Raw genomic sequence first — 22617 nt, 5'->3', positions numbered from 1 at the left:
ATGATTACCAAAGATTTGGTTTTAAAGCTGTTTGAAGGATTTTCGATAGAACGGTGGACCGATTTGGTGCGTCCCTTTGAGTTAATTGAAATGGATAAAAGCGCCGAAAAAATGGTGCTTGCCTATATTATCGGTAAATTCGAAGAAAAAAAGGGGCATAGCGTCGATTGGGATTGGATGATTCACGCATCTTTGTTTGAACTGTTCAGAAAAATAGCTTTATGCGATATCAAATCGCCCCTGCAGCGCCGCATACGTACCGATTATCCGGACGAATACCGGCGCTTAAACGAGTGGGTTGCTTCCCAGTATAAGGATATTATCAAAGACGAGGATTTGTACAATCGGTTTTACGCTTATGTAACCGAAAGCGCCGAGCCGGAAAAAGAAACGCACATAAGTGCGCGCATTTTTAACGCTGCGCATAAATTTTCGGCGCTGCGCGAATTTGAAATGATTGCCGGCGTAAACGAGCGTTATCGTTTAAAAAATATCGAAAAAGAATTAAATGCCGATATCCGCCCCTTTTTAGACTTGGAAGGGTTGCAGCTTTTGGTTACAAAACAGCGCCCCTACGAGTTTTTAATGGTACTCGAACAGCTTCGATTTCAAGTGCGTTGGAATCAAACGCCGCGTGTGCCTAAAACAACCGTTCTCGGTCATTCTTTTTTTGTTGCAATCGTAACGCTTTTATTGGCGCGCTGCTATGAAAAGTCCTGTGCCGATATGGGTATCGCTTTTACCCTTTGCCCGAAGCGGCGTTTTAACAACTTTTTTTCGGCCCTTTTTCACGACCTTCCCGAAGCGGTAACGCGCGACATTATTTCGCCGGTAAAACAGGCTACCGACACTTTACCGTCGGTGGTAAAGCTTATAGAAGCACAAACCGTTGAAAGCGATTTAAAACCGCTTATGGAAGATATCTATGCCGACGAACTTATGTATTTTACGGGCGACGAGTTTGAAAACAGAGTGCTTGTTGACGGACAATCGCAGGCGGTTTCGTTTGAAGACTTGAATACCCGCTATAACGAAGACCGTTTTTCTCCCGTAGACGGCCGTCTGGTACGCATTGCCGACCATATAGCCGCCTTTGTAGAAGCCGACAGTTCCATACGCTACGGTATTACATCGGTACAATTGGAAAGCGGCCGCAAAAATCTTTTGGAATTGTATCCGGAGGGTAAAATTATCAACGGGTTTGAACCGGCTTCTTTTTTTGCGTTTTTTTCGTAAACGTTCCCTTAAAAAATGCCGACTATATGGATATGAGAGCTTTTATCCGCATAGCCGTTGTTTTTTTCTTTGTGTCTACCGTCGCTTTATTCGGCGAAAATATACAGCATACCGTTGTCAAAGGCGATACCCTTTATTCTCTTGCAAAAAAGTACGGCGTTACCGTCGATGAAATACGAACAGCCAATTCCATAAGCGGAAACGATTTATATGCGGGGCAAAAACTCAGTATTCCCACAAAAAAAACATCGCGTAAAGTAACCTATGAAACCTATACGGTAAAAGCGGGAGATACTCTTTACAGTATTGCGCGGCGCTATGATATAAGCGTTGACGAATTGTGTGAAATCAATTCGCTTTCCGCGTCTTCCGTATTAAAAACCGCTCAAAAATTACGGGTTCCCTCTAAGACTCCGGCGGCACAAACGGCAGAAGCGGAAAAAAATCCTCCTGCGGCCGATTTTTCCAATGCAGCGCTCTTGGGAACGCCTGCCCTTATCGGTTCGGATAAAGACCCGCGTTCATATACAAAAAAAACGGGAGATGTAAATCTTATATGGCCGGTAAAAGCAAGCGAAGTGGTATATGTGGGCGGTAAAATATCGGGAGTTGCATTAACGGGTGTAAAAAACGAACAGGTTACGGCCATACGCTCCGGAACTGTCATGTACAGCGGCTTGTACCGCGGCTTCGGTCAAGTTGTGTTTGTGCAATCGGCAAACGGATTGATATATGTGTACACGGGACTTAATACCCTCACAGTCGCAAAGGGGCAACAAGTCAATTACGGCCAACAGCTCGGCGTTATCGGAAACGATCCGCTTTCGGGAAAAAACCTTATCAACTTAATGGTTTTTAAAAACGGCAACCCCATAGATCCGGCCAAAGCGCCTCGGGGATAAGCTTGTTTTACTTTTTGTAAATTTTCAGTGCGGGCACTGCCGCCCTTATCTTTTCAAAATCGCTGTGATTATGCAAAAGATATACCTTGTTTTCAATGGCTGTTTGTGCCGTTATTAAATTAACCGAATTTTGTATTATAATGCCGGCTTCTTTACATTCCAAATTGAGCAATGCCGCTTTTTCAAGAGATTCTTTATTGTGCTTTAATTCATAAAAAGGAATCGTTTCCAAATACTCTTTTAATGCCGAAAACTCGCTATGGTCTTTTGCCTCTTGCAAAACTTCTTGATAAATATGGAGCGTAATACCGAAGGGAATTTGCATATCCAATATATCTTCAAATAAAGCAACTGCCGAATTATGTTTGCCTTTAAAAAAATCGATTAAAACCGAAGTATCAACCAAAATCATTGCTCAACCCGCTTTTTTTTATGATCCTGATTTTGAGCAAATTCGATTTTTCCCTGTAATTCTCTTAAATCTTTCATTTTGCGCCTTTTTACAAATTCCTTTAAAGCGGTTTCTATCAATTCTTTTTTTGTTTGTATGGTTTTAGCATATTTAAAAGCTTCTTCAACCAACGCTTCGTCCAAAACGATATTTGTTCGCACGATACACCTCCTTTTGTGTATTATGATGTGTATGTGTGTGCTTGTCAAGATGTGTGCATATATTATCGGCGTAAATCGTTGTCTTCAAGTACCTGCGATATTATCTTATCAAAGTATGCTTTGTTTGCTTCAAAAATATCGGCAAAGGCCGAAAAGTTGACGACGTAGAGATCCTTTCCTTTGGTACATATAAAACAATACTGATAGTTTTTGTATCCGCTTTCATCATATAAAAAATATGAAAGCTCTACATTCCCTTTTATGTGCCGAAATTCTACCGAAAGATAATCCGCTGCCGGACAAACTTCAAGAGAAGTGCGCGCCAAATCCGTTAAATTGTCGGAATCTTTTAAAATTGATACATCCTCCTTTTCAATCATAATTTGCGCGTCGCGTTCGCGCCCGTGAATGTTGAGCCAATAGCCGGGATGTCCGAAATTTTCATTGTATTCCCAGTTTTCATCCAAGCGCACCGCCAAACCGTTTACCTTATACATACCCTTCTTTTTTTTCGGAATACTCAAATCGGCTCCGGGACGCGTCACTTCATCCGGCGGAAAAATAGGGGCGGTAAAAAAATCATCGAGAGTCGAATCGGTCAATTTTCCGCCCTTTACAAGCATATAATAGGTTTTTTTATCTTCTTTTATAAACATTTCGCTGAACCTGAAAAAGGGCAGCACCTTATTTAAGGCGAATAAAAGCGTCTTATTTTCTTCTTTTACCTTTCCTATGCCGCTATCGGTAAACTTCGGTTCAAAAAACGTATACATCGATATATAGCTGAAAAAATCTATATAAGATTGCGCTATTTCGGGAGGGGCATTTTCATCTATACCCGTCATACCCGTAAGTTCGCATGACCCCTCTTTCGGCTCACTGACCGTAAAATAATAGTTCATCTCTTTGTTTGTCGTCAAATCGATATTGCGCGAAATAACGGTTAAACCTTCTTTTGTTCTAAGCGCAAAATATCCGCGCAAAAAATTCATGCCGTCGCGCCTGTCAAGATAATAGGCGTATTCCCCCGACTCTATATGGTCGGCCCTTGTAAGCGCAAAAGCCGAAATTACCGTTATAAGGCAAAAAACAACAACCGCCGATAATTTTTTCATTTTTCCTCCTCTTTTTGCCCTTTTTTTTTGAACCTTTGTATGAAAGTGCGGGGTGAAGTGCCGGCTCTTTTACAGTGTAAACTCGGATATTGAAAAATGCAAGCTTTAAAACAACGTGTTTTCCGCAGGGTGCTTTGTGCGGTATTCGGCAATACAGCGTAAAAACACTTCGCGGCACACAAGGGCATCGTCCAATGCGCGGTGAGCCTGCCCTGCGGGAATCGAAAAGTGGCGGGCTAAAAACTGCAAATTGTGTTTTTCAAGCTGAGGGAAAAGCTTGCGTGCAAGGTAGACCGTATCGGCTGCGGGAACAAAGGGTTCTCCTATGGGTTTTAAGCCTGCACGGGCAAGCTCGGTATTTATAAAATCCACGTCAAAGCCCGCATTATGGGCTGCAAGGCGCGTCCCTTCAATAAATTGCAAAAAACCGTGCACCGCGTCTGCAAAAACGGGAGCGTTTTTAAGCATTTCATCGTCGATACCGTGTACCTGCAGCGAGTTTTCCGGCATTGAGCGTTCGGGATTTATCAAAATATTGAACGTGTCCCGAAGGCCGTTTTTATCGAATTTAACCGCGCCTATTTCTATGACGCGGTCGCTTGACGGGTACAAGCCGGTGGTTTCGGTATCGAAGGCGGTAAACACCGCCCCCGATTCGAACATTTGCACGAGGTCGGCCGGTTTGATTTTATGCCGCATCGAGAACTGCCTGAATTTCTTTTTCTATCGCCGAACACAGAGCATCGGCCGTTTTTTTCGCTTCGGCCAAAGAAGGAGTATTCAGTATAACGGCGTTTATATAGAATTTGATTTTCGGCTCGGTTCCGCTCGGCCGCGCGCTTACAATCGTTCCGTCTTCGAGGAAAAATTGCAGTACATTGCTTGAGGGCAAGTCCAGCTTTTCCCGTGCATTCGGGTTTTCCGGATTATATGCAACTCCGTCACCGATATCGCGGATTTTGAGCACTTTTTTTCCGCCGAGCGTTTTTAAGCCCTCGGCACGCAGTTTTGCCATAATTTTTTTCATGGTTTCGCCGCCGGAAGCTCCCAAAAAGGTTTTTGAAACGGCCCGGTCTTCAAAATAGCCGTAGGTTTTATACAATTCTTCCAAACGCTCCAAAAGACTTTTCCCTTGTGAACGCCAATAGAGGGTCATCTCCGCACACATTGCCGCTGCTGAAATTCCGTCTTTATCGCGGACTTCGGTTTCGACATTATAGCCGTAGCTTTCTTCAAAACCGAATATGTAATTATAGTTTTGCTTTTCGTCGTATTCGTTCATAACCGAGGCAATCCACTTAAAACCGGTTAAACATTCGTCGATGTGAACGCCGTTTGCCTTTGCAATATAATCGACCATCGGAGAGGTAACGATTGAGCGGATAATTGCCGGATTTTGCGGCATTTTGTTCAATTCTTTGCGCGATACGATAATATAGTCGGCAAGCAAAACGCCCATTTGGTTGCCGTTTATTAAAGTCCAATTTCCCTTCGAGTCGGGAACGGCGCTTCCGAAGCGGTCCGAATCGGGGTCGGTTGCCATAACCGCATCGGCTTTTTCTTTTTTGGCCAAGTCAATCGCCATTTTAAGGGCGGGCGCTTCTTCGGGGTTGGGTTTTTCCACCGTCGGAAAGTTGCCGTCGGGGCTGCGCTGTTCGGGAACGGTGATAACCGTTAAGCCCAAATCGCCCAAAACTTTTTCGACGTGCATGGCGCCCGTTCCGTGAAGGGGAGTGTAGACTACCCGCACTTCTTTTGCCTTTTCTTTAATCAGGGCGGGGCGGAACAATTGGTTTTTACACATAGTCCAGTATTTTTCATCGACTTCACTGTCCACAAGGATGATTTTTCCCTGTTTAACCGCCTCTTCTTTTGAAATTATGCGTACCGACTCTACCTTGTTTACTTCGTCGATAATACCCTTGTCGTGGGGTGGCGTTACTTGAGCGCCGTCCGCCCAATACGCCTTGTAGCCGTTGTATTGGGGCGGGTTGTGCGATGCCGTTACGACAACGCCCGTTATACAGCCGTATTCGCGCACAATATACGAAAGTTCCGGGGTGGGGCGAAGGCCGGTAAACAAATAGACGGTAAAGCCGTTTGCGGCGAATATACAGGCGGCTGCTTCGGCAAAAACGTCCGAATAACGGCGCGAATCGTAAGCGATAGCGGCTTTCAGTTCTCCCTTTGCAGCCTTTTCGCTCATCGCTTTAATGCAGTAATTTGCCAAGCCTTGGGTTGCTTTATGAATCATCAGGGTGTTCATGCGGTTTGTGCCGCCGCCGATAATGCCGCGTAAGCCGCCCGTGCCGAATTCCAAGCTTTGATAAAAGCGTTCGGTCAGTTCATTCATATCGCCTTTTTTAAGCAATTTTTCAACTTCCGTACGGAACCGGCCGTCCGTTTCCTGTTCGATATAGGCTTTTGCCCTCGCTATAATTTCATTTTTATCCATAATGTCCTCCAAATCTAAAAGCTTTTAACACATAAATATCTGCGTTTTTTATGTGTTTGTATTTATACGGAAAAAAATCCCCACACAATAAAAAATTGCGCCGAAATATATGTAAGCATAACCGTAAAACGCGATTGGTAAAAGGGTTTGAAAAAAATGGTTTGAGATAATATGCTGTCGGAAGCAAGAAAAAGCACGGTTCCCGTATATATTTTTATCAGTGCTTTTAAATGTGTGCCGTTTGCATATCCCGTGCCGAATACTCGTATCAGTGTAAGCAAACTGAATAAGGAAAGTACGGCCGCATATATAACCGCACCTTTGCCCGGTCTTCCCCTCGGTTTACCGACGGAAAGCCAGCTTAAAAAAACGCCAAGGGCGTAAACGATAGCGGCGGCGATAATAATCCATACGGGAGGAAAAATCGGCGGAAAAACAATAAAGAGGCTGCATATATATATGCAGTGCCCGATTAAAAATGCACATAAACCCTTTATCATTGTTGCAGGCTTTACATCGCCCAATAAAAAAATATCGCCGGCATTTCCCGCCGCCAAAGCGGCAGATATCAATAAAATTTTTAAAAAACCGACTTTAAAGGCGCTGCTTCCGTATTTTAATTCAAAAAAATAGTTCGATACGGCTGCTAATATAAGCAAGGGCATGAGAATCTTTTTTGACGCATCCGCCTGCCGTTCTTTTCCGAAGAGGCAAGCCGATAAGTGAAATCCCGCTGCGATAAAAAAGGGAATGCAGCACACTATAAACATATTCATATGACCAGTATAATGCATTTATCCTTCTTGAACAAGATTTATATTTCCGTTACAATTAAAAATATCTTCGTATGTTTTTTATACGACCCTGGAGGCTTTATGACAATAACGGAAATGCTGTGGCAAAGTTTGATGTTAACTGTGTCCGGTATGGCTGTCGTCTTTTTATTCCTCATCATTATGATTACTTTTATCATCTTAAATTCAAAGTTAATTAAACTTTTGAAGCTTGATCGGGAAGAAAATGCGACAAACGATGCAATGCCTGCACAAGGCGGCGCATCCGGAACAAACACTGCGGTAATCGCGGCAATCGCTGCAGCCGTGCGTGAAAAACAAAACAGCTGAAACGGCGCTATTTCTAAATTTTAGGAGAGAATTATGGCTAAAAAGGTTAAACTTACTGACTTGGTGCTTCGCGACGCCCATCAGTCTTTGCACGCTACTCGCATGACAACTGCGGATATGCTGCCTGTTTGCGATAAACTGGATAAAATCGGTTATTTTTCTTTGGAAGCATGGGGAGGAGCTACCTTCGACTCGTGTATCCGCTTTTTAAATGAAGATCCCTGGGAACGCCTGCGCCAACTGCACGCAAAGCTTCCCAATACGCCCATTATGATGCTTTTGCGCGGCCAAAACCTTTTAGGTTACCGCCACTATGCCGACGATGTGGTCGATAAATTCGTCGATGCCGCCGCTAAAAACGGTGTCGGTATTTTCCGTATTTTTGACGCCTGTAACGATCCGCGCAACTTAAAACGTGCGGCCGATGCGGCCAAAAAAACCGGCAAACACGTTCAAATGGCTATTTCCTATGCGACCACTCCCTATCACACAAAGGAAGTGTATGCCGATTTGGCCAAGTCCTACGCCGATTTCGGTGCGGATTCGATTTGTATTAAGGATATGTCGGGCTTGCTTAAACCCTTTGAAGCCTACGATTTGGTAAAGGCCATAAAGAGCAAGGTCGACATTCCGATAGAAATTCACTCTCACTCGACAACGGGAATGTCCGTTGCTTCTTTAACGAAGGCGGCCGAAGCCGGTGCCGAAATTTTGGATACGGTTATCTCTTCCATGTCGATGGGAACTTCCCACAGTCCGACCGAAACCCTTGTCGAAATCTTCAAGGGTACCGATATGGATACCGGTTTGGAAATCAAACCCCTTTTGGAAATTGCGGCTTATTTCCGCGAAATCCGCAAAAAATACGAAAAATTCGAATCGAGTTTTCTCGGTGCCGATACCCGTATTTTAGCTTCGCAGGTTCCCGGCGGAATGCTTTCGAATATGGAAAACCAGCTCAAAGAACAGGGCGCCGCCGATAAAATCGATGAAGTATTAAAAGAAATTCAGATTGTACAAAAAGACTGCGGTTATATTCCGCTCGTAACGCCGACAAGTCAAATTGTCGGAACTCAGGCCGTCTTTAATGTCTTGTTCGGCCGCTACACAAAACTGACACAGGAAACCCGCGACCTTTTAACCGGCCGCTACGGAAAAACGCCCGCCGCTCCGAATGCGGATTTGGTAAAAGAAGCGCTTAAACAAAATCAAATGGAAGAAGCCGTTACCTGCCGCCCGGCCGATCTTATTCCGAACGAATGGGATAAAATGGAAGCCGAAGCAAAAGAACACGGCGGAAACGGTTCCGTTGAAGACACTTTAACCTATGCCATGTTCCCGAAGGTTGCTCCCAAATTCTTTAAAGAAAGAGCAAACGGCCCGGTTAATTCGGATTCTTTCGTTGTTGCCAAGGCTTCATCCAACGGCAATGCCTCAGGCGGAAGCTATACGGTAAACGTAAACGGCACTTCCTACAATGTAACCGCAGGCCCTGCAGGAGACACGATGAGCATCAATGTAAACGGAACCGCTTACAATGTATCATTCGGTGCCGTTCAAGCAGCTCCTTCGGCCCCTGCATCCGGTTCGGTTGAATTAAAGGCTCCCGTTGCCGGAACCCTTTTAAAACAGCTTGTTGCCGACGGTGCAAACGTTACCGAAGGTCAAACGGTTATTATGATTGAATCCATGAAAATGGAGCTTGAAGTAAAGGCAACCGGAAACGGTCCCATACACTTCAGTGTAGCTGCGGGAACGGCTATCACCGCAGGTCAGGTATTGGCAACCATCGGAAGCGGCGCTCCCATGCAGGCTTCCGTGCAAGCCGCACCTGTTTCGGCAGCTCCCGCTCCCGCCGCTCCTTCAGGCGGTGCGGTAATCAATGCCCCCGTCGCCGGCACCTATTTGAAAAGCATGGTAGCCGAAGGTGCATCCGTAACGCCCGGTCAAACAATTATTATGATTGAATCCATGAAAATGGAATTGGAAGTAAAAGCCGCTTCTGCGGGAACCGTACACTTTTTGGTTTCTCCGGGTGCCGCAATTACCGCCGGACAAGCGCTTGCCGAAATTAAATAACCGTAGGAGTTTACCTTATGCTTGGTCAAAATGATTATAAAAAAAAGGTGCTGAAGCTTACCCTGCTTATTATGGCAATCGCCGCTGTATTTGCCTTTGCGGGTACGGTTTTTGCGTCAAACGGAGAAAATGAAGTCGCCTCTTTCCGTACAATGAATACAGCTATAATAAAGGGATCCGAAAACGTACCGGATATTTCCATTTCCAAATTTTTGCGGAATACGATTGGAAATACCGGTATCAATTCCATTATAAACGGAGTTGAAGAAGTACCGGATTTAACCGATGAAAGTAAAATCAATGCCGTGCCCGGATGGCAGCGTCTTATAATGATGGCGGTCGGATTTTTAATCATCTATTTAGGTGCGGCAAAGGGTTTTGAACCGCTTTTGCTTATTCCGATAGGCTTCGGAACCGTATTCGTCAACATCCCCGGAGGCGGTATGTATGCCGAACATTCCGGAATGCTCAAAATTATCTACGATATGGGTGTCGGTAACGAGTTTTTTCCCATGCTCATCTTTATGGGCATAGGTGCAATGACGGACTTCGGCCCGCTTATTGCAAACCCCAAAACCGCTCTTCTCGGAGGGGCTGCCCAGCTCGGCGTATTCTTTACCCTCTTCGGAGTTGCACTCATGAACCTCGCGCCCAGTGTCGATTATAATATGTTTGAAGCATGCGCCATCGCCATTATCGGCGGTGCAGACGGCCCGACTTCCATCTATGTTTCGGGAAAACTTGCCCGCCATATGATGGCGGTTATAGCGGTTGCAGCCTATTCGTATATGGCCTTGGTTCCGATGATTCAGCCGCCCATTATGAAGCTGTTAACGACAGAACATGAGCGCAAAATCAAAATGAAACAGCTCCGTACCGTTTCAAAAACGGAAAAAGTGTTGTTCCCCATTTTGATTTTGATTCTTGCCATCCTGCTTTTGCCTTCGGCGGCACCCCTTATCGGTATGCTTGCCTTCGGTAATTTCCTTAAACAGTGCGGTGTGGTGGAACGCCTTTCCAAAACGGCCGAAAACGAAATGATGAACATCGTTTCCATCCTGCTTTCTTTGGGTGTCGGTTCGCAAATGACGCCTGAAAAAATTATGAACTTAAAATCGTTGGGTATTATTATCTTAGGTTTGCTTGCCTTTACGATTGCAACGGCCGGCGGTTTGCTTATGGCAAAGTTTATGAACCTTTTCTTAAAGGAAAAAATCAATCCGCTTATCGGTTCTGCAGGCGTTTCCGCCGTTCCCATGGCCGCCCGCGTTGCAAATAAGGTCGGTATGGAATACGATCCGTCGAACTTTTTACTTATGCACGCAATGGGACCGAACGTTTCAGGCGTTATCGGAACCGCTATTGCGGCGGGCGTTTTTATCGCAACCTACGGAGGATAAACGTTGAAAAGGAATTTTTCGGCTATTGCAGCTTTTTTTTGTACGTTTTGTCTTTGCGCCGTCTTTACGGGGGGTCTTGCAAGCTGTACGCTCACAAAGCATATTGCCTTGGACAGCCTCTCCGATTCCCTTGCCGGATCGGATAAAAAAGGCAGGGCGGCAAAAATAAAACAGCCGGAAAATTCTTTAATGCCGGTTTTAACGGGGGAAGCAGATTCCGTTCTTATGGGAGATTTTTTCCCCACCGTGTTAAAATTGTATGAAATTATAACGGCGCAAAATCCCCGTCATCAGGGATTGAGCGTTATGACCGGTTCGTTATACATTATGTATGCGAACGCCTTTGTGCAAATGCCTGCCGAAATGCTTGATGCATCTGCATATGCATTACAGGCCGAAGAACAAAAACGTGCAAAACTGCACTATCTTCGCGGTTCGTCTTATGCCCTTCGTGCCCTCGATATGCGTTATCCGGGACTGGCTGCAGCCCTGGAAAGCGGAAATTTTGAAGACACCGTGCGTTTTGTTGGACGCTTAAAAAAACAGGATGTTCCGGCTGCATATTGGACGGGAGCCGGCAGGCTCGGTGCATTTTCCGCAGACCCCTTGGATACGGAGCGTTTAAAAACGCTCCCCTGTACGGTTGCCCTTTTGGAAAAAGCGGCCGAACTGGATCCCGATTATAACGGAGGAGCCGTGTGGGATGCGCTTACGGCCTTTTACGCCCTTGCACCTGCGGAATTCGGCGGCAATATCGAACGTGCTCACTTTACAAGCGCCGAATCTTTTCGCGCATCCGGGGGGAAAAATCCTTCCCCTTATATTACGTACGCAACATCCTTTTGCGTTCCGAATCAAGACGTACAGGGATTTAAAGAAAATCTTAAAAAAGCGCTTGCCTTTGACATCGAATCGGATCCCGCAAACAGGCTTGCGCTGGTTATCGCACAAAAAAAAGCCGCATGGCTTTTGGACCGCGGCGACGACTTTTTTATTGAATGGGAGTAGTGCGGGATAAGGATTATATATGAGAACAAAACAATTTACCCTTTTTTTTATTTTCGGTTTTGTTTTATCGGTTTTAAGTGCCCAACCGATTACCGTAAAAATAGCTTCGGTTGCTCCGCCGCGTTCTCCCTGGGACATAGAACAAAAAGCTTTAGCACAGGAATGGTCGCGTCTTACAAACGGCCGAGTCGAGCTTAAATTTTACAATGCCGGTTCTTTAGGCGGTGAAGGCGGCGTTATAAAAAAAATGAAAGCCCTTCGCCCCGGTCAAAAAAGTCCTATCGACGGCGCGATTTTTACAAATATAGGCGTGTATGAATTGGCCCCCGATTCTCATGCGCTAACGCTTACCGTACCTTTTTTATTCAGAAACCAGGACGAAGTATCCTATGCGCTTGAAGTTTTAAATCCTGATATTGAAAAAGCCGTAAATGATGCGGGATTTGAGCTTTTGGGATGGTTCAATGTCGGCTGGGCAAACTTTTTTACAAAAACCGAAATACATACCCCTGCCGAACTGAAAAAAGCGAAAATGGGCTTTTCGGGCATTGCTTCTCCGGGTTTGATGGCCGCTTTTAAATCCGCCGGCTTTACGATGGAAGATATACCGGGCGAAAAAATGCTTCAAAGTATAAAAAGTGCCAACGGTATTAAGGTTGCCTATTGTATTCCGATGTATGCGTATGCAACAACCTATTATACGGGCTTAACCTATGCAATTGACGTACCTCTTAACCCCATTATGTCGGCCTTTCTTATTGCTTCCGATACATGGAAGTCCATTCCTAAAGAATACCATACTGTTTTAAAAGAAGCTGTTCGTAAGGCGGAAGGTAAATTCATCTCAGTTCAACAGCAGTCTGACCGGGAGTACCTTGAAAAAATGCGGGCGGAGGGCAGTACTTTGGTAAAGCTTACACCCGCCGAATTGCGCGAATGGGAACGGTCTTTTAAAGTCGATGCCGAAAAAATGGCAAATGTTCCCAATTCGGTTATCAACGGCCCCTTTTATAAAAAACTGAGCGAGCTTTTAGAGCAGTACAGGAACGGCAATGGCAGGTAAAGCGGCTGCTTTTTTTGAAAAAATTGAAAACCTTCTCTGTGTTTTTTTTGTTTTTTTGCTTTCGACCCTGCCTTTTATTCAGCTTATAGCCGAACGTATATTTCATGTTCCTCTTTTGCACATCGATACCGCAATGGTCAATATTGTGTTTTTATTTGCCTGTTTTACGGCGATTATTACATGGCGCAGCCATAAGCATATTTGCATTGCCGCAATCGATGAATTTGCACCGTCTCCGATAAAAAAAGCGGCGGATATTTTAAAATCCGTTATTATACCGCTGGTTCTTACCGCACTGTTTTTTTCGGCTTTTTCCGAATTTTTTGCCGTGTTCTCCCCCGATGATACGGTATGGGGAATTCCGCTTCGTTATGTTTTTGCCTTGCTGCCGCTTTCATATGCGGTTATGCTGTTTATAAGCGTTGTAAAAAAGAAAAATTTTTTATTTTCCCTTATCGGATTTGTACTGGGCTGCGCCGTTTCCGCAGGCCCGCTGAGCGGGGTTTTATATTATTTATTCGGCATGGAAGCTCCCGCCGCCCTTTCCGCTTTGGATACCTTTTGGCTTGCCTTTTCAGCCGATTTTTTTCCGGCATTGGTTATTCTCATCATTGTGTTTGCTTTTTTAGGCGTACCGCTTTTTGTCGTTATCAGCGCGGTTTCATATGTGGCTTTTTCACAGGGCGGCGGCTATGTGGAAATGCTTTCGCTTGAAGCATATGGAATTCTAACCGACAAAAGCATAGCGGCCATTCCCTTATTTACTATGGCCGGTTATATTTTGTCAAAGGGTAGTGCCGGCAACCGTTTGATAGAGGTGTTTAAGGCTTGTTTCGGATGGTTTAAGGGCGGATTTATTGTTGCGGCGGTTGTCGTGACGACTTTTTTTACTACTTTTACAGGTGTTTCCGGAGTTACAATCCTTGCCCTCGGCTCTTTGTTAACCATAGTTCTCGGAGGTTCGGGCTATTCCAAGCAAAAATCCGAATCCCTGATAACGGCGTCGGGCGCATTGGGCCTGTTATTCCCTCCGAGTCTTGCTATCATTATGTACGGTACGACGAATTATTTTTCCGTCGATGTGTTTGAATTGTTTCGCGGTGCCGTCATTCCGGGCTGCATTTTAGCCGTTTCGATGATTGCCCTCGGTATTTTTTTCGACAAGGACACACAGCGTATTCCTTTTTCGCCTATAAGCGCCCTCAAAGCTTTAAAACACGCCGCTTTCGAATTGTTGCTTCCGATCTTTATTATTGCCGGTTATTTCAGCGGCTTTTTTTCGTTGTTTCAAGCGGCTTCTTTTGCTTTGCTATACACCTTTTGTGTGGGCGTTTGGATCCGAAAGGATTATTCGGTTAAACAAGCATTGGGTATTATTATCGAGTCGCTGCCCGTTACGGGAGGCGTATTGGCAATTTTCGGTGCGGCACGCGGTCTTTCGTACTATTTGCTCGATGCAAATATTCCCGCCTTGTTGTCCGACTTTGTTCTCACCTTTGTAAGTTCAAAGTATTTGTTTTTATTATTGCTTAATTGTGTGCTTATTATAGTCGGATGCCTTATGGACGTTTATTCGGCCATATTGATTGTTTCTCCGCTTATCATTCCCCTTGCCGAATCTTTCGGTATTCATCCCGTTCATACCGGTATTATCTTTCTTATGAATATGCAGCTCGGTTTTTTAACGCCGCCTGTGGGAATGGACTTGTTTATCGCTTCTTATGCCTTTGATACGCCCATGATTAAAGTAATAAAAGGAATTTTACCCTTTTTACTGGTACAATTTATTGTACTCATGCTTGTTACTTATATTCCTTTTTTTACAACGGCCCTGCTTTAATCCGAATGAAGTTTTTTTTTCGCGCTTGTTTTTTTTATCATGTCCGTATTCCCCTTTTCATTGCGAGCCTGTGTTTGCCGGTGCTTTTTTATACGACAGGCTGTTTTGCCCGAAAACAAAATGATTTATATAATAATACCGCCGTTTTGCAGACGAATCCTCAAGATCCGGTACATGAAACCGACGCCTTTGTGCAAAAAAAAGAAGCCCTTGCCGATTATATCCGTTCGATGACGCTTGAAGAAAAAATATGTCAGCTTTTTCTTGTATCCGTTGACGGAACCGAAGCGGGTACTTCCGCAATTTTGTATGACATACCGCCGGGCGGCTATATTTTATTCAGCCGCAACTTTACGGGAAGCGCCGAACAAATTATCGACCTTACCGGAAGCGTGCAGCAATTTTATGCATCGTTAAAAGAAAAAAACAAATACAACATTCCTCCCTTTTTTTCCATAGATCACGAAGGCGGCGAAGTAAATCGGTTGCGCGGTATTGCAAGTCCGCTTCCGTCCGCCCGATCGGTTGCACGTTTTTTAAAGCCCGAAGAAGCCGAAGAACTCTACACGTATGCGGCCGAGCAAATTGCGGCGCTTGGCATTCACGTTAATTTTGCACCCCTGGCCGAAACCGCAGGCGCGCACAATAAGGATTTTTTAAGTTTACGCAGTTTCGGAACCGGCGAGCAAGTACACATGTACGGCAAAGCTTTTTTGCGCGCATTTACACAAAGCGGCGTCTTTTGCGTTCTAAAACATTTTCCCGGCAATACAAATACCGACCCTCACAGACAACTTCCGATACTGGAGGGATCAAAAGAAAAAATCGATGAACGGTATATCGCTTCTTTTATTCCGCTTATCGAATTTTTAAACGGCTGTACTGAAAACCGATATGCCGATTTTTTTTCTGCGGATACAGATTTTTTCCTTCCGGGCGGAGTACTTATGAGCCATGCAGCGGTTTCCGCTTATGACGATAAAAATCCGGCATGTTTTTCTTTTACCGTAGTAAACACGCTTTTAAAAGAAAAATTAGGTTTTAACGGTTTGGTTTTTTCCGACGATTTATACATGGGCGCTTTGGATTCCAAAGATTTTTTACTTGCCGATGCCGTTGAAAAAGCCTTGCGTTCGGGCATACATATGTGTATGATTTCCCGATCCGTTTATCGGAACTTTATACCCGTTTTAGCGGAAAAAATCGAAAACGATTCGGAACTTAAAAAACTGACGGACACCGCAGTGCAAAAAGTTTTAGAGGCAAAGATTTTTATGGCTCTTATGCGTTTTGAATCGGATTATCAAAACCGCATTTTCTTAACGGCTTCTTCCGTATCCGATATATATAATCCGCCGCTCCAGCTGTCCCGTTTTAAAGCTGCAAAGCAAAAAGGAGATAATTTGTATTATGCACACTGGAAATAAAGCTGCCGCCGTTGAAACGGCAGGGGAGTATAGCGCAAAACGGATTTTGTATATGGATTCTCATCTTGCCGTATTTAATAAAGCATGCGGCGACATTTGTGAAGCTTGCCCCGATAGTAAGGAAGACAAAGCCGCATATCTGCCCTTTATATTTACCGAATGTTTTAAACTGCACTGCAAAGGCAGCTGCGAAGTACCCGATTTTATTCATTGCTTTAACCGACTTGACAGACCCGTATCGGGCGCCGTTCTTTTGGTTTTCGACAAAACGCTGACGGCTGTTTTACAAAGGCAATTTACCGCACGTCAAAAAAATATCGGCAGTATTAAAAAACTTTATAAGGCCGTTCTTGAAGGGTGTATTCCCGTATCGAACGATTTTACTTTGCTTGAACACTACCTCAGGTTTGACGCAAAAAAGCAAAAAGCCTTTGTGTGCGATAAAACGGCCCGAAAAGCAAAGCTTGCCCGCCTTTTATGGCGGCCGGTTCGTTGCACCGAGCGTTATACCTATGCCGAAATCGAACTTTTAACCGGACGTACCCATCAAATACGTTGTCAGCTTGCTCACGAAGGTTTTTACATTAAAGGCGATGTAAAATACGGCGCCCGCCGTTCGGATCCGCTCGGCGGCATACGGCTTCATGCCGCCGAGCTTCGGTTTGAACATCCGGTAACGGGTGCTTTAATGGATATCCGTGCGCCGCTGCTGCATACCGACACTTTGTGGCAAGCTTGTGAAGATAATAAGATTGTCTGAAATTGCGCAGCGCTTAGTAAAGCCGAATTATACCGTTTGTGTATTTACCGCATATCGGTTTCGGTTATCGTAAAAAAAGGATTTTTATGGGAAAACAATCTGCACAGTCTTCTAAAAATCGGATTGCTAAAGGCGGCGAAGGTTTTAATGACTTTTATTCACATGTGTATAAAGAGCGCTGGCCGCATTTACGTGCGGCATTGCTTGAACCTTCCCGATATCTGCCGCTTGCACCGAAAAACGGAACCGACGCTAAAGATTATTTTTTAGACGCGGCAAGTGTTTTAGCGGCTTTTGTGTTACCGATAGAGGGCTGCAAAAACATTTTGGATTTATGTGCCGCTCCGGGCGGAAAAAGTCTTGTGCTTGCACAGCGTATGGAAGATTTTGCAAAAAATACGGCTGCACAAAACAAAGAATTCGGTGTATTGCCCGATGTTTTTGTATGCAATGAGCTTTCCGGCACGCGCAGAGCACGGCTTGCTTCGGTTTTGGATACATACACCGATTCTTTAATACGTTCTCGTATTAAAACAACCGGTTACGACGGCGCCCGCTGGTGCCTCTTCGAACAGGAAATTTTCGATGCCGTTTTGCTTGATGCGCCCTGTTCTTCGGAGCGGCACGTTTTGCAGAATCAAAAATATTTGAACCAATGGTCGGCTTCCCGTATAAAACACTTAGCGCAACGGCAATGGGCTTTGTTGTCCTCCGCTTTTAGGCTTTTAAAAAACGGAGGTTACCTTCTTTACGTAACCTGCGCCCTTGCGCCTCAGGAAAATGACGGAACTATTGAAAAATTGCTGAAGAAATTTGGAAACGCCGTTCTTGCTCCGATTCATATGCCGGTTTCGCCTTATTCTCTTCCCGGTTATGAGCACACCGAATACGGCTATTGTATTTTACCGGATGTACAAGGCGGCGCAGGTCCTCTTTATTTTGCATTGATACAAAAAACGCCTAAAGTAAAAGCCCGTTAAAAATCCGTTTTACGCTGGACAATATAGAAGTTTTGCGCTATAGTGTTTTGTACACTAGAAGCGGTTTCCGCATGGTATTTTTTTATATTTGGATTTGGTGATTATGTCCTATTCGCAAAAGTTGTCGGAACAAAAATTAAAACAAAGCATCGAATCGGCGCGTCTCTTAAATGAAATTCAAGATATGGATATTTTACTGGAAAAACTTCTTTTCGAAGTCCGCCGCATTACCAATGCCGATGCCGGTTCCATCTATATTCATGAAAAAAACATGCTTACAATAAAATGCGCCCAAAACGAAACACTGGAAAAGCAGCTTGAATCCGGCCAAAAAGTTCCGTTCGCTTCCTTTACATTTCAAGTAAACGAGGGTTCCATTTCAGGATACAGTGTTTTAACGGGTACGACACTTAATATTCCGGACGTATACCGTATTCCCGACGATAAACCCTATAAATTCAATAAACAACCGGATTTACTTACCGGCTACCGCAGTAAATCGGTATTGACGGTACCCCTTATTACCCGGACAAAAGAAAATTTAGGTGTTTTACAGATAATAAACAGACGCAGCGAGGGCAGTGTTATTATCCCTTTTAATGAAGAAGATGTAATGTTTGTGCAGCACTTTGCAACTGCTGCCGTTCAAGCTTTGGAATGGGCAAAATTAACCCGTGCAATGGTTATGCGCATGATCAGCATGGCAGGTTTACGCGATCCGAAGGAAACCGGTCCCCATGTAAACCGGGTATCGAGTTATGCGGTTGAAATTTATGACCGCTGGGCATTTCACCGTAAAATTCCTTCGGAAGAAGCCCATAAATTCAGGGATAAATTAAAAATTGCGGCAATGCTCCATGATGTGGGAAAGGTAGGAATATCCGACAGTATTTTAAAACTGCCGCGTATTTTTACACCGGAAGAATACAATATGATAAAAGCGCATACGGTTATCGGAGCTATGTTTTTTTCTTCGATTGAATCGCCCTTGGATGCAATGGCCTTTGATGTTTCTTTACATCACCATGAGCGCTGGGACGGTACCGGCTATCCGGGGCACATCGATATGTCGAAGGTGACGCTTGAGAATATAGGTTCTTTTATAGGGCGCTCTCCGATGGCCGGTGAAGAAATCCCTTTGGCGGCACGCATTGTAGCTTTGGCGGATGTCTTTGATGCGCTTTCGTCAAAGCGTGTATATAAAGAAGCTTGGGATGACGAACATGTGCTTGAAGAAATATCTTCGCAGGCGGGAAAACAGTTTGACCCGGAAATTGTAAAAGCTTTTTTGGAAATTCAGCCTATTATTCGTTCGATAAAGGCTGCGTGGCCTGAAACCTAAGCTCTTTTATTTTTTTTTGCAGTTCTTTGTCAAAACTGTTGGCAAATAAATTCAATTCTTTTTTACCGAAACTGCTTGTTTTTTCTCCTGCCAAACCGTTTTCATAGAGTTCCAAATTAAAATTGCGCAGCGAAAGGCGTTCCCCGATGTTTTCTCGGGTATATACCGTTCCGCGGTCATTCAGTACCCTTATACCCTTATCGATGAGCCGAGAGGCGAGGGGAATGTCTCTCGTTACGGCTATATCGGCCGGACTGCAATGTTCGACGATATAATTATCCGCCGCATCGGGAGTCGTTTCCGATACGGTCATCCGTATAAACGAACAGCGGGTATTTAGGGGAATGGGACGGTTCGCAGTAAAAACCGTAGGAATTTTAAGTCTTTGGGCAAAGCGTATAATCATATCCCGTACACCGATCGGACAGGAATCCGCATCGACCCAAACAGTAAAAGCTTGCATTATTGTAAAATCCTGTCAATATTTTCTATCAGCTTTAAAGTAATTCTTTCTGCTTCGGCCGATTCCGTATCGTCAACCGTGCTTTGCTGTATTGCATTTTTTTTATTGTGATATTTTGTGCGATGCAATTCGTCGCAAAGACTGATACCTGCCATAATAGCTATTTTTAAATTATCTTTTAATCCCGATGCATTTTCGATGTGGGAAGTAAGCGTTTTATAACGGGCTAATAAGTTTTCAAGATATCGGTCGTCTTCCTTTGCCTGGATGCTGAATGAAGTTCCCAATATATTGATATTTAAAGTTCCCATCAGAATATATCCAATTGCTCACCTACAGGTTTTAGCGGCGGTTTTTCCGCTTCGTACTGATCCGATATTTCCGTTTGTTTTGCCGCGCCGGTATCGGAAGGTATTGCGGCATCTTCGGGGGTATTTGCGGTTTTTATATTTGAAGTCGGACTGGGTTCTTTGTCCAATACGAGCTGAACCGCATCTTCCATATCATTGAGGCGGTTCAGCACGCTTAAAATTCCCTGCTCGATTTTCGCTCCGTCTTGTTCAAAATGCTCGTATTTTGCGGTAATTTTTTGCAGCTGCATTTTCAAATCGGCATTTTGATTTTCAAGATCCGATTTTTCGTTTTGCAACTGTGAAACCAGCTGCAAAACGCTTTCTACTTTTTGTTCCAGGAGCTGAATTTGATTCAGGGATATCATGTATTATACTCCGGCAGCTTTTTTTGCGGTTGCGACAACGGCTTTAAAGGCTTCCGGATCTTCAATTGCCATATTGGATAAAGCTTTACGGTTGATAATTACGTTTGCTTTTGTCAAACCTTCAATAAAGCGCGAATAAGTCATTCCCTCGCTTCTGACGGCAGCATTAAGTCTGCTTATCCACAAAGAACGCATAGTGCCTTTTTTATCTCTTCGTCCTACATAGGAATCGGCTAATGCTTGGGTTACGGCATCCTTTGCCGCCTTAAAGTTTGTACTTCGGCGTCCGCGGAAACCTTTTGCAAGTTTCAAAATCTTTTTGCGGCGGTTAAGCCTTTTTGAACCGTCTATTGCTCTTGACATTGTATTTCTCCTATAAAAAAATTACATCAAGATTCGATAGTGACAATCACGTCATGTATCGTATGTCTTGATTTTTCAGCCGTAGGGTAAAAGCTGCTTTCGGACCTTTGCCGAGTCGGCACTGCTTAAAATACCCGAACTGCGGAGCTGCCGCTTCCGCTTTTGCGCCTTTTTTGTCAAAATATGGCGAAGGTTCATTTTTTTGTACTTTACTTTGCCGCTTCCGGTAAAAGACATACGCTTTGCTGCGCTGCGTTTTGATTTCATCTTTGGCATACTGTTCTACCTCGTTATTTTTTGGCTTTCGGATTCAAGGTCATGGACATAAAGCGGCCTTCCATAGCCGGCTGTTTTTCCACTGCATAATCGTCAAGCCGTTTAAGGACTTCCTGTAAAACAACAAGACCCAATTCCGTATGGGCAAGTTCGCGTCCTTTAAAACGGACGGTTACCTTTACCTTGTTTCCTTCATTCAGGAACTCTTGTATATGCTTCGACTTAAAGTCCAAATCGCCCGAGCCGATTTTCGGCTGCATACGGATTTCTTTCATTTTCAGCAGTTTTTGTTTTTTCTTGGAATCACGGAGCTTTTTTTCCATTTCAAAACGATACTTGCCGTAATCCAGTATTTTACATACCGGCGGGTTTGCCGTAGGAGCAACTTCAACCAAGTCAAGATTTTGCTCTTTCGCCATTTCGAGTGCTTGAATAGTGGGAACGATACCCTGCTGTCCGCCCTCGCTGTCTATAAGCCGTACTTCACGTACACGGATTTGTGTGTTAATCCGCAACCCTTTTTCTTTTATTTCCGCCAACGATCCTCCTTCCCGTTTTTTTTACACTCCCCGAATCGAGTTCCAAAAAACAGGATAGTCTAAAGCATAAGCTTTATTATATCACAAAATAAACTTTATTGTCCAGTAGTGCCGTGTTTACATTTGTAGAATTTGTATTGATGTATACCGCATTTTACAGTTCTTTTTTATCGTGGATAACCGCATTGATTCCTTCGCGTGCTTTGTCTAAATGAAAAATCATGGCTTTTTGAGCTTTGTCCTTGTTGCGCTCGCGGATTGCCTGTAAAATCGCATAATGCTCGGTAATTGTATTGTCCGAATTTTTTTTTGCCGAAATGGACATCATGCGGTATTGTTTTAATTCCTTTAACAGCAATTCGCTGATTTGTTTAAGCAATTTATTATGCGTCATTTCCAAAATTTGAGTATGGAATTGCTCGTCGAGGGATACAAGCCGGGGAATAGCCTGTTCTTTATTTGCTTCAACAAATTGCACGTGTATGTACGAAAGTTGCTGTATTTCTTTGTCCGTACCTTTTTCGGCTGCAAGAGAAGCGGCGAGGGGGTCTATTGCAAACCGTACTTCCATATATTCTTCAAGATTCGGTGCGCTCGAAATAAACCATTGCCGTATTGCTTCGTGGTTGTCATCGGGAGAACCGCTGCGTACAAAGGCACCTTTTCCGGGTTTTAATTCTACATACCCCTGTGCTTGAAGTTGATAGAGTGCTTCCCGTACCGAAGAGCGGCTTACATTCATCATTTTGCACAGCGAAAGTTCCGCAGGCAGTTTTTCACCGACGGGAAATTGCCCTTCTTTGACGGCTTCTTTGATGGCGTCTACTATTTGCGAGGTAACCGGAATACGTGTTATCGTTTTCATGTTGTCCGACATCAGACTATAACACAATCGGTTCTTTGTCAATTATTAGC

Annotated in this window: 25 protein-coding genes; 12 read left to right on the top strand and 13 right to left on the bottom strand. The window is 44.3% G+C overall.

The genetic code is table 11. The features are described from left to right. The gene (locus tag H0R92_RS07415; RefSeq protein WP_432963027.1) at positions 1-1236 is read left to right on the top strand and encodes an HD domain-containing protein; all 1236 of its coding nucleotides are present in this window, start codon (positions 1-3) and stop codon (positions 1234-1236) included. Between the two features lie 32 nt (positions 1237-1268). After that, positions 1269-2138 carry a LysM peptidoglycan-binding domain-containing protein gene (locus H0R92_RS07410; RefSeq protein WP_432962681.1) on the top strand — a complete coding sequence of 290 codons (870 nt, stop codon included), beginning with the start codon at positions 1269-1271 and terminating at the stop codon, positions 2136-2138. A 7-nt stretch (positions 2139-2145) separates the two neighbouring features. On the opposite strand, the gene vapC is transcribed toward H0R92_RS07410, so the two are convergent. The 6 genes from vapC to H0R92_RS07380 all read right to left on the bottom strand — a co-directional run bounded on the left by vapC (position 2146) and on the right by H0R92_RS07380 (position 7096). Beyond that, positions 2146-2550, bottom strand: a complete 405-nt coding sequence (gene vapC, locus H0R92_RS07405; protein WP_432962679.1) for a type II toxin-antitoxin system VapC family toxin — start codon at positions 2548-2550, stop codon at positions 2146-2148. Further along, positions 2547-2750, bottom strand: coding sequence for a type II toxin-antitoxin system VapB family antitoxin (locus H0R92_RS07400; protein WP_432962677.1), 204 nt, complete (start codon positions 2748-2750; stop codon positions 2547-2549). Before H0R92_RS07400 ends, vapC begins: the two co-directional genes overlap by 4 nt. A gap of 62 nt (positions 2751-2812) precedes the next feature. Next, a complete protein-coding gene (locus tag H0R92_RS07395; protein ID WP_432962675.1) occupies positions 2813-3865 on the bottom strand; it encodes a hypothetical protein in 1053 nt (350 codons plus the stop codon). Positions 3866-3970: 105 nt separating this feature from the next. Next, positions 3971-4564, bottom strand: a complete 594-nt coding sequence (locus H0R92_RS07390; protein WP_432962673.1) for a 3'-5' exonuclease — start codon at positions 4562-4564, stop codon at positions 3971-3973. Continuing rightward, a complete protein-coding gene (locus H0R92_RS07385) occupies positions 4554-6320 on the bottom strand; it encodes a phospho-sugar mutase (protein WP_432962671.1) in 1767 nt (588 codons plus the stop codon). The genes H0R92_RS07390 and H0R92_RS07385 overlap by 11 nt, the downstream gene beginning before the upstream one ends. Before the next feature lie 62 nt (positions 6321-6382). After that, on the bottom strand, positions 6383-7096 hold the full coding sequence (locus H0R92_RS07380) for a lysoplasmalogenase family protein (protein ID WP_432962669.1): 714 nt from the start codon (positions 7094-7096) through the stop codon (positions 6383-6385). A gap of 99 nt (positions 7097-7195) precedes the next feature. Here H0R92_RS07380 and H0R92_RS07375 point away from each other — a divergent pair, with 99 nt between their 5' ends. The 10 genes from H0R92_RS07375 (at position 7196) to H0R92_RS07330 (ending at position 19343) form a co-directional block, all read left to right on the top strand. Further along, positions 7196-7444, top strand: coding sequence for an OadG family protein (locus H0R92_RS07375; RefSeq protein ID WP_432962667.1), 249 nt, complete (start codon positions 7196-7198; stop codon positions 7442-7444). Positions 7445-7477: 33 nt separating this feature from the next. Next, entirely contained in the window at positions 7478-9523 is a 2046-nt protein-coding gene (oadA, locus tag H0R92_RS07370) for a sodium-extruding oxaloacetate decarboxylase subunit alpha (RefSeq protein ID WP_432962665.1), read from the top strand. 17 nt (positions 9524-9540) lie between these two features. Next, the gene (locus tag H0R92_RS07365; RefSeq protein ID WP_432962663.1) at positions 9541-10923 is read left to right on the top strand and encodes a sodium ion-translocating decarboxylase subunit beta; all 1383 of its coding nucleotides are present in this window, start codon (positions 9541-9543) and stop codon (positions 10921-10923) included. A 3-nt stretch (positions 10924-10926) separates the two neighbouring features. Beyond that, on the top strand, positions 10927-11931 hold the full coding sequence (locus H0R92_RS07360) for a TRAP transporter TatT component family protein (RefSeq protein ID WP_432962661.1): 1005 nt from the start codon (positions 10927-10929) through the stop codon (positions 11929-11931). Positions 11932-11950: 19 nt separating this feature from the next. Continuing rightward, on the top strand, positions 11951-12994 hold the full coding sequence (dctP, locus tag H0R92_RS07355) for a TRAP transporter substrate-binding protein DctP (protein ID WP_432962659.1): 1044 nt from the start codon (positions 11951-11953) through the stop codon (positions 12992-12994). After that, positions 12984-14834, top strand: coding sequence for a TRAP transporter large permease subunit (locus H0R92_RS07350; protein WP_432962657.1), 1851 nt, complete (start codon positions 12984-12986; stop codon positions 14832-14834). The genes dctP and H0R92_RS07350 overlap by 11 nt, the downstream gene beginning before the upstream one ends. A gap of 80 nt (positions 14835-14914) precedes the next feature. Next, positions 14915-16261, top strand: coding sequence for a glycoside hydrolase family 3 N-terminal domain-containing protein (locus tag H0R92_RS07345; protein ID WP_432963024.1), 1347 nt, complete (start codon positions 14915-14917; stop codon positions 16259-16261). Beyond that, positions 16245-17021, top strand: coding sequence for an RluA family pseudouridine synthase (locus H0R92_RS07340; RefSeq protein WP_432962655.1), 777 nt, complete (start codon positions 16245-16247; stop codon positions 17019-17021). Before H0R92_RS07345 ends, H0R92_RS07340 begins: the two co-directional genes overlap by 17 nt. An 86-nt stretch (positions 17022-17107) precedes the next feature. Next, positions 17108-18001, top strand: coding sequence for an RsmB/NOP family class I SAM-dependent RNA methyltransferase (locus tag H0R92_RS07335; RefSeq protein ID WP_432962653.1), 894 nt, complete (start codon positions 17108-17110; stop codon positions 17999-18001). 103 nt (positions 18002-18104) lie between these two features. Continuing rightward, positions 18105-19343 (top strand): GAF and HD-GYP domain-containing protein, encoded by a 1239-nt coding sequence (locus H0R92_RS07330; RefSeq protein ID WP_432962651.1) that lies wholly within the window; start codon positions 18105-18107, stop codon positions 19341-19343. On the opposite strand, the gene H0R92_RS07325 is transcribed toward H0R92_RS07330, so the two are convergent. The 7 genes from H0R92_RS07325 to H0R92_RS07295 all read right to left on the bottom strand — a co-directional run bounded on the left by H0R92_RS07325 (position 19306) and on the right by H0R92_RS07295 (position 22579). Further along, positions 19306-19806 carry a YaiI/YqxD family protein gene (locus tag H0R92_RS07325; protein ID WP_432962649.1) on the bottom strand — a complete coding sequence of 167 codons (501 nt, stop codon included), beginning with the start codon at positions 19804-19806 and terminating at the stop codon, positions 19306-19308. The two genes, H0R92_RS07330 and H0R92_RS07325, sit on opposite strands and share 38 nt — an antisense overlap. Continuing rightward, positions 19806-20117: a cell division protein ZapA gene (locus tag H0R92_RS07320; RefSeq protein ID WP_432962647.1), complete on the bottom strand. Its 312-nt coding sequence runs from the start codon at positions 20115-20117 to the stop codon at positions 19806-19808. Before H0R92_RS07320 ends, H0R92_RS07325 begins: the two co-directional genes overlap by 1 nt. Then, positions 20117-20524, bottom strand: a complete 408-nt coding sequence (gene zapB, locus H0R92_RS07315; protein WP_432962645.1) for a cell division protein ZapB — start codon at positions 20522-20524, stop codon at positions 20117-20119. The genes H0R92_RS07320 and zapB overlap by 1 nt, the downstream gene beginning before the upstream one ends. A 3-nt stretch (positions 20525-20527) precedes the next feature. Beyond that, positions 20528-20887: a 50S ribosomal protein L20 gene (gene rplT / locus H0R92_RS07310; RefSeq protein WP_432962643.1), complete on the bottom strand. Its 360-nt coding sequence runs from the start codon at positions 20885-20887 to the stop codon at positions 20528-20530. A gap of 75 nt (positions 20888-20962) precedes the next feature. Continuing rightward, positions 20963-21163, bottom strand: coding sequence for a 50S ribosomal protein L35 (gene rpmI, locus H0R92_RS07305; RefSeq protein WP_432962641.1), 201 nt, complete (start codon positions 21161-21163; stop codon positions 20963-20965). 14 nt (positions 21164-21177) lie between these two features. Further along, positions 21178-21702 (bottom strand): translation initiation factor IF-3, encoded by a 525-nt coding sequence (gene infC, locus H0R92_RS07300; RefSeq protein ID WP_432962639.1) that lies wholly within the window; start codon positions 21700-21702, stop codon positions 21178-21180. Between the two features lie 154 nt (positions 21703-21856). Beyond that, positions 21857-22579 carry a FadR/GntR family transcriptional regulator gene (locus H0R92_RS07295; protein ID WP_432962637.1) on the bottom strand — a complete coding sequence of 241 codons (723 nt, stop codon included), beginning with the start codon at positions 22577-22579 and terminating at the stop codon, positions 21857-21859. Between the last annotated feature and the right edge of the window lie 38 nt (positions 22580-22617).

Origin of the sequence: Treponema sp. OMZ 840, from assembly GCF_050937815.1 — a bacterium.
Classification (GTDB): domain Bacteria; phylum Spirochaetota; class Spirochaetia; order Treponematales; family Treponemataceae; genus Treponema_C.
This window is presented reverse-complemented; position numbering and strand designations above follow the sequence as displayed.

Coding starts and splice junctions, on each gene's coding strand:
- H0R92_RS07415 (WP_432963027.1), top strand. CDS start 1: ATGATTACCAAAGATTTGGTTTTAAAGCTGTTTGAAGGATTTTCGATA.
- H0R92_RS07410 (WP_432962681.1), top strand. CDS start 1,269: ATGAGAGCTTTTATCCGCATAGCCGTTGTTTTTTTCTTTGTGTCTACC.
- vapC (WP_432962679.1), bottom strand. CDS start 2,550: ATGATTTTGGTTGATACTTCGGTTTTAATCGATTTTTTTAAAGGCAAA.
- H0R92_RS07395 (WP_432962675.1), bottom strand. CDS start 3,865: ATGAAAAAATTATCGGCGGTTGTTGTTTTTTGCCTTATAACGGTAATT.
- H0R92_RS07390 (WP_432962673.1), bottom strand. CDS start 4,564: ATGCGGCATAAAATCAAACCGGCCGACCTCGTGCAAATGTTCGAATCG.
- H0R92_RS07385 (WP_432962671.1), bottom strand. CDS start 6,320: ATGGATAAAAATGAAATTATAGCGAGGGCAAAAGCCTATATCGAACAG.
- H0R92_RS07380 (WP_432962669.1), bottom strand. CDS start 7,096: ATGAATATGTTTATAGTGTGCTGCATTCCCTTTTTTATCGCAGCGGGA.
- H0R92_RS07375 (WP_432962667.1), top strand. CDS start 7,196: ATGACAATAACGGAAATGCTGTGGCAAAGTTTGATGTTAACTGTGTCC.
- oadA (WP_432962665.1), top strand. CDS start 7,478: ATGGCTAAAAAGGTTAAACTTACTGACTTGGTGCTTCGCGACGCCCAT.
- H0R92_RS07365 (WP_432962663.1), top strand. CDS start 9,541: ATGCTTGGTCAAAATGATTATAAAAAAAAGGTGCTGAAGCTTACCCTG.
- dctP (WP_432962659.1), top strand. CDS start 11,951: ATGAGAACAAAACAATTTACCCTTTTTTTTATTTTCGGTTTTGTTTTA.
- H0R92_RS07350 (WP_432962657.1), top strand. CDS start 12,984: ATGGCAGGTAAAGCGGCTGCTTTTTTTGAAAAAATTGAAAACCTTCTC.
- H0R92_RS07340 (WP_432962655.1), top strand. CDS start 16,245: ATGCACACTGGAAATAAAGCTGCCGCCGTTGAAACGGCAGGGGAGTAT.
- H0R92_RS07335 (WP_432962653.1), top strand. CDS start 17,108: ATGGGAAAACAATCTGCACAGTCTTCTAAAAATCGGATTGCTAAAGGC.
- H0R92_RS07330 (WP_432962651.1), top strand. CDS start 18,105: ATGTCCTATTCGCAAAAGTTGTCGGAACAAAAATTAAAACAAAGCATC.
- H0R92_RS07325 (WP_432962649.1), bottom strand. CDS start 19,806: ATGCAAGCTTTTACTGTTTGGGTCGATGCGGATTCCTGTCCGATCGGT.
- H0R92_RS07320 (WP_432962647.1), bottom strand. CDS start 20,117: ATGGGAACTTTAAATATCAATATATTGGGAACTTCATTCAGCATCCAG.
- zapB (WP_432962645.1), bottom strand. CDS start 20,524: ATGATATCCCTGAATCAAATTCAGCTCCTGGAACAAAAAGTAGAAAGC.
- rplT (WP_432962643.1), bottom strand. CDS start 20,887: ATGTCAAGAGCAATAGACGGTTCAAAAAGGCTTAACCGCCGCAAAAAG.
- rpmI (WP_432962641.1), bottom strand. CDS start 21,163: ATGCCAAAGATGAAATCAAAACGCAGCGCAGCAAAGCGTATGTCTTTT.
- H0R92_RS07295 (WP_432962637.1), bottom strand. CDS start 22,579: ATGTCGGACAACATGAAAACGATAACACGTATTCCGGTTACCTCGCAA.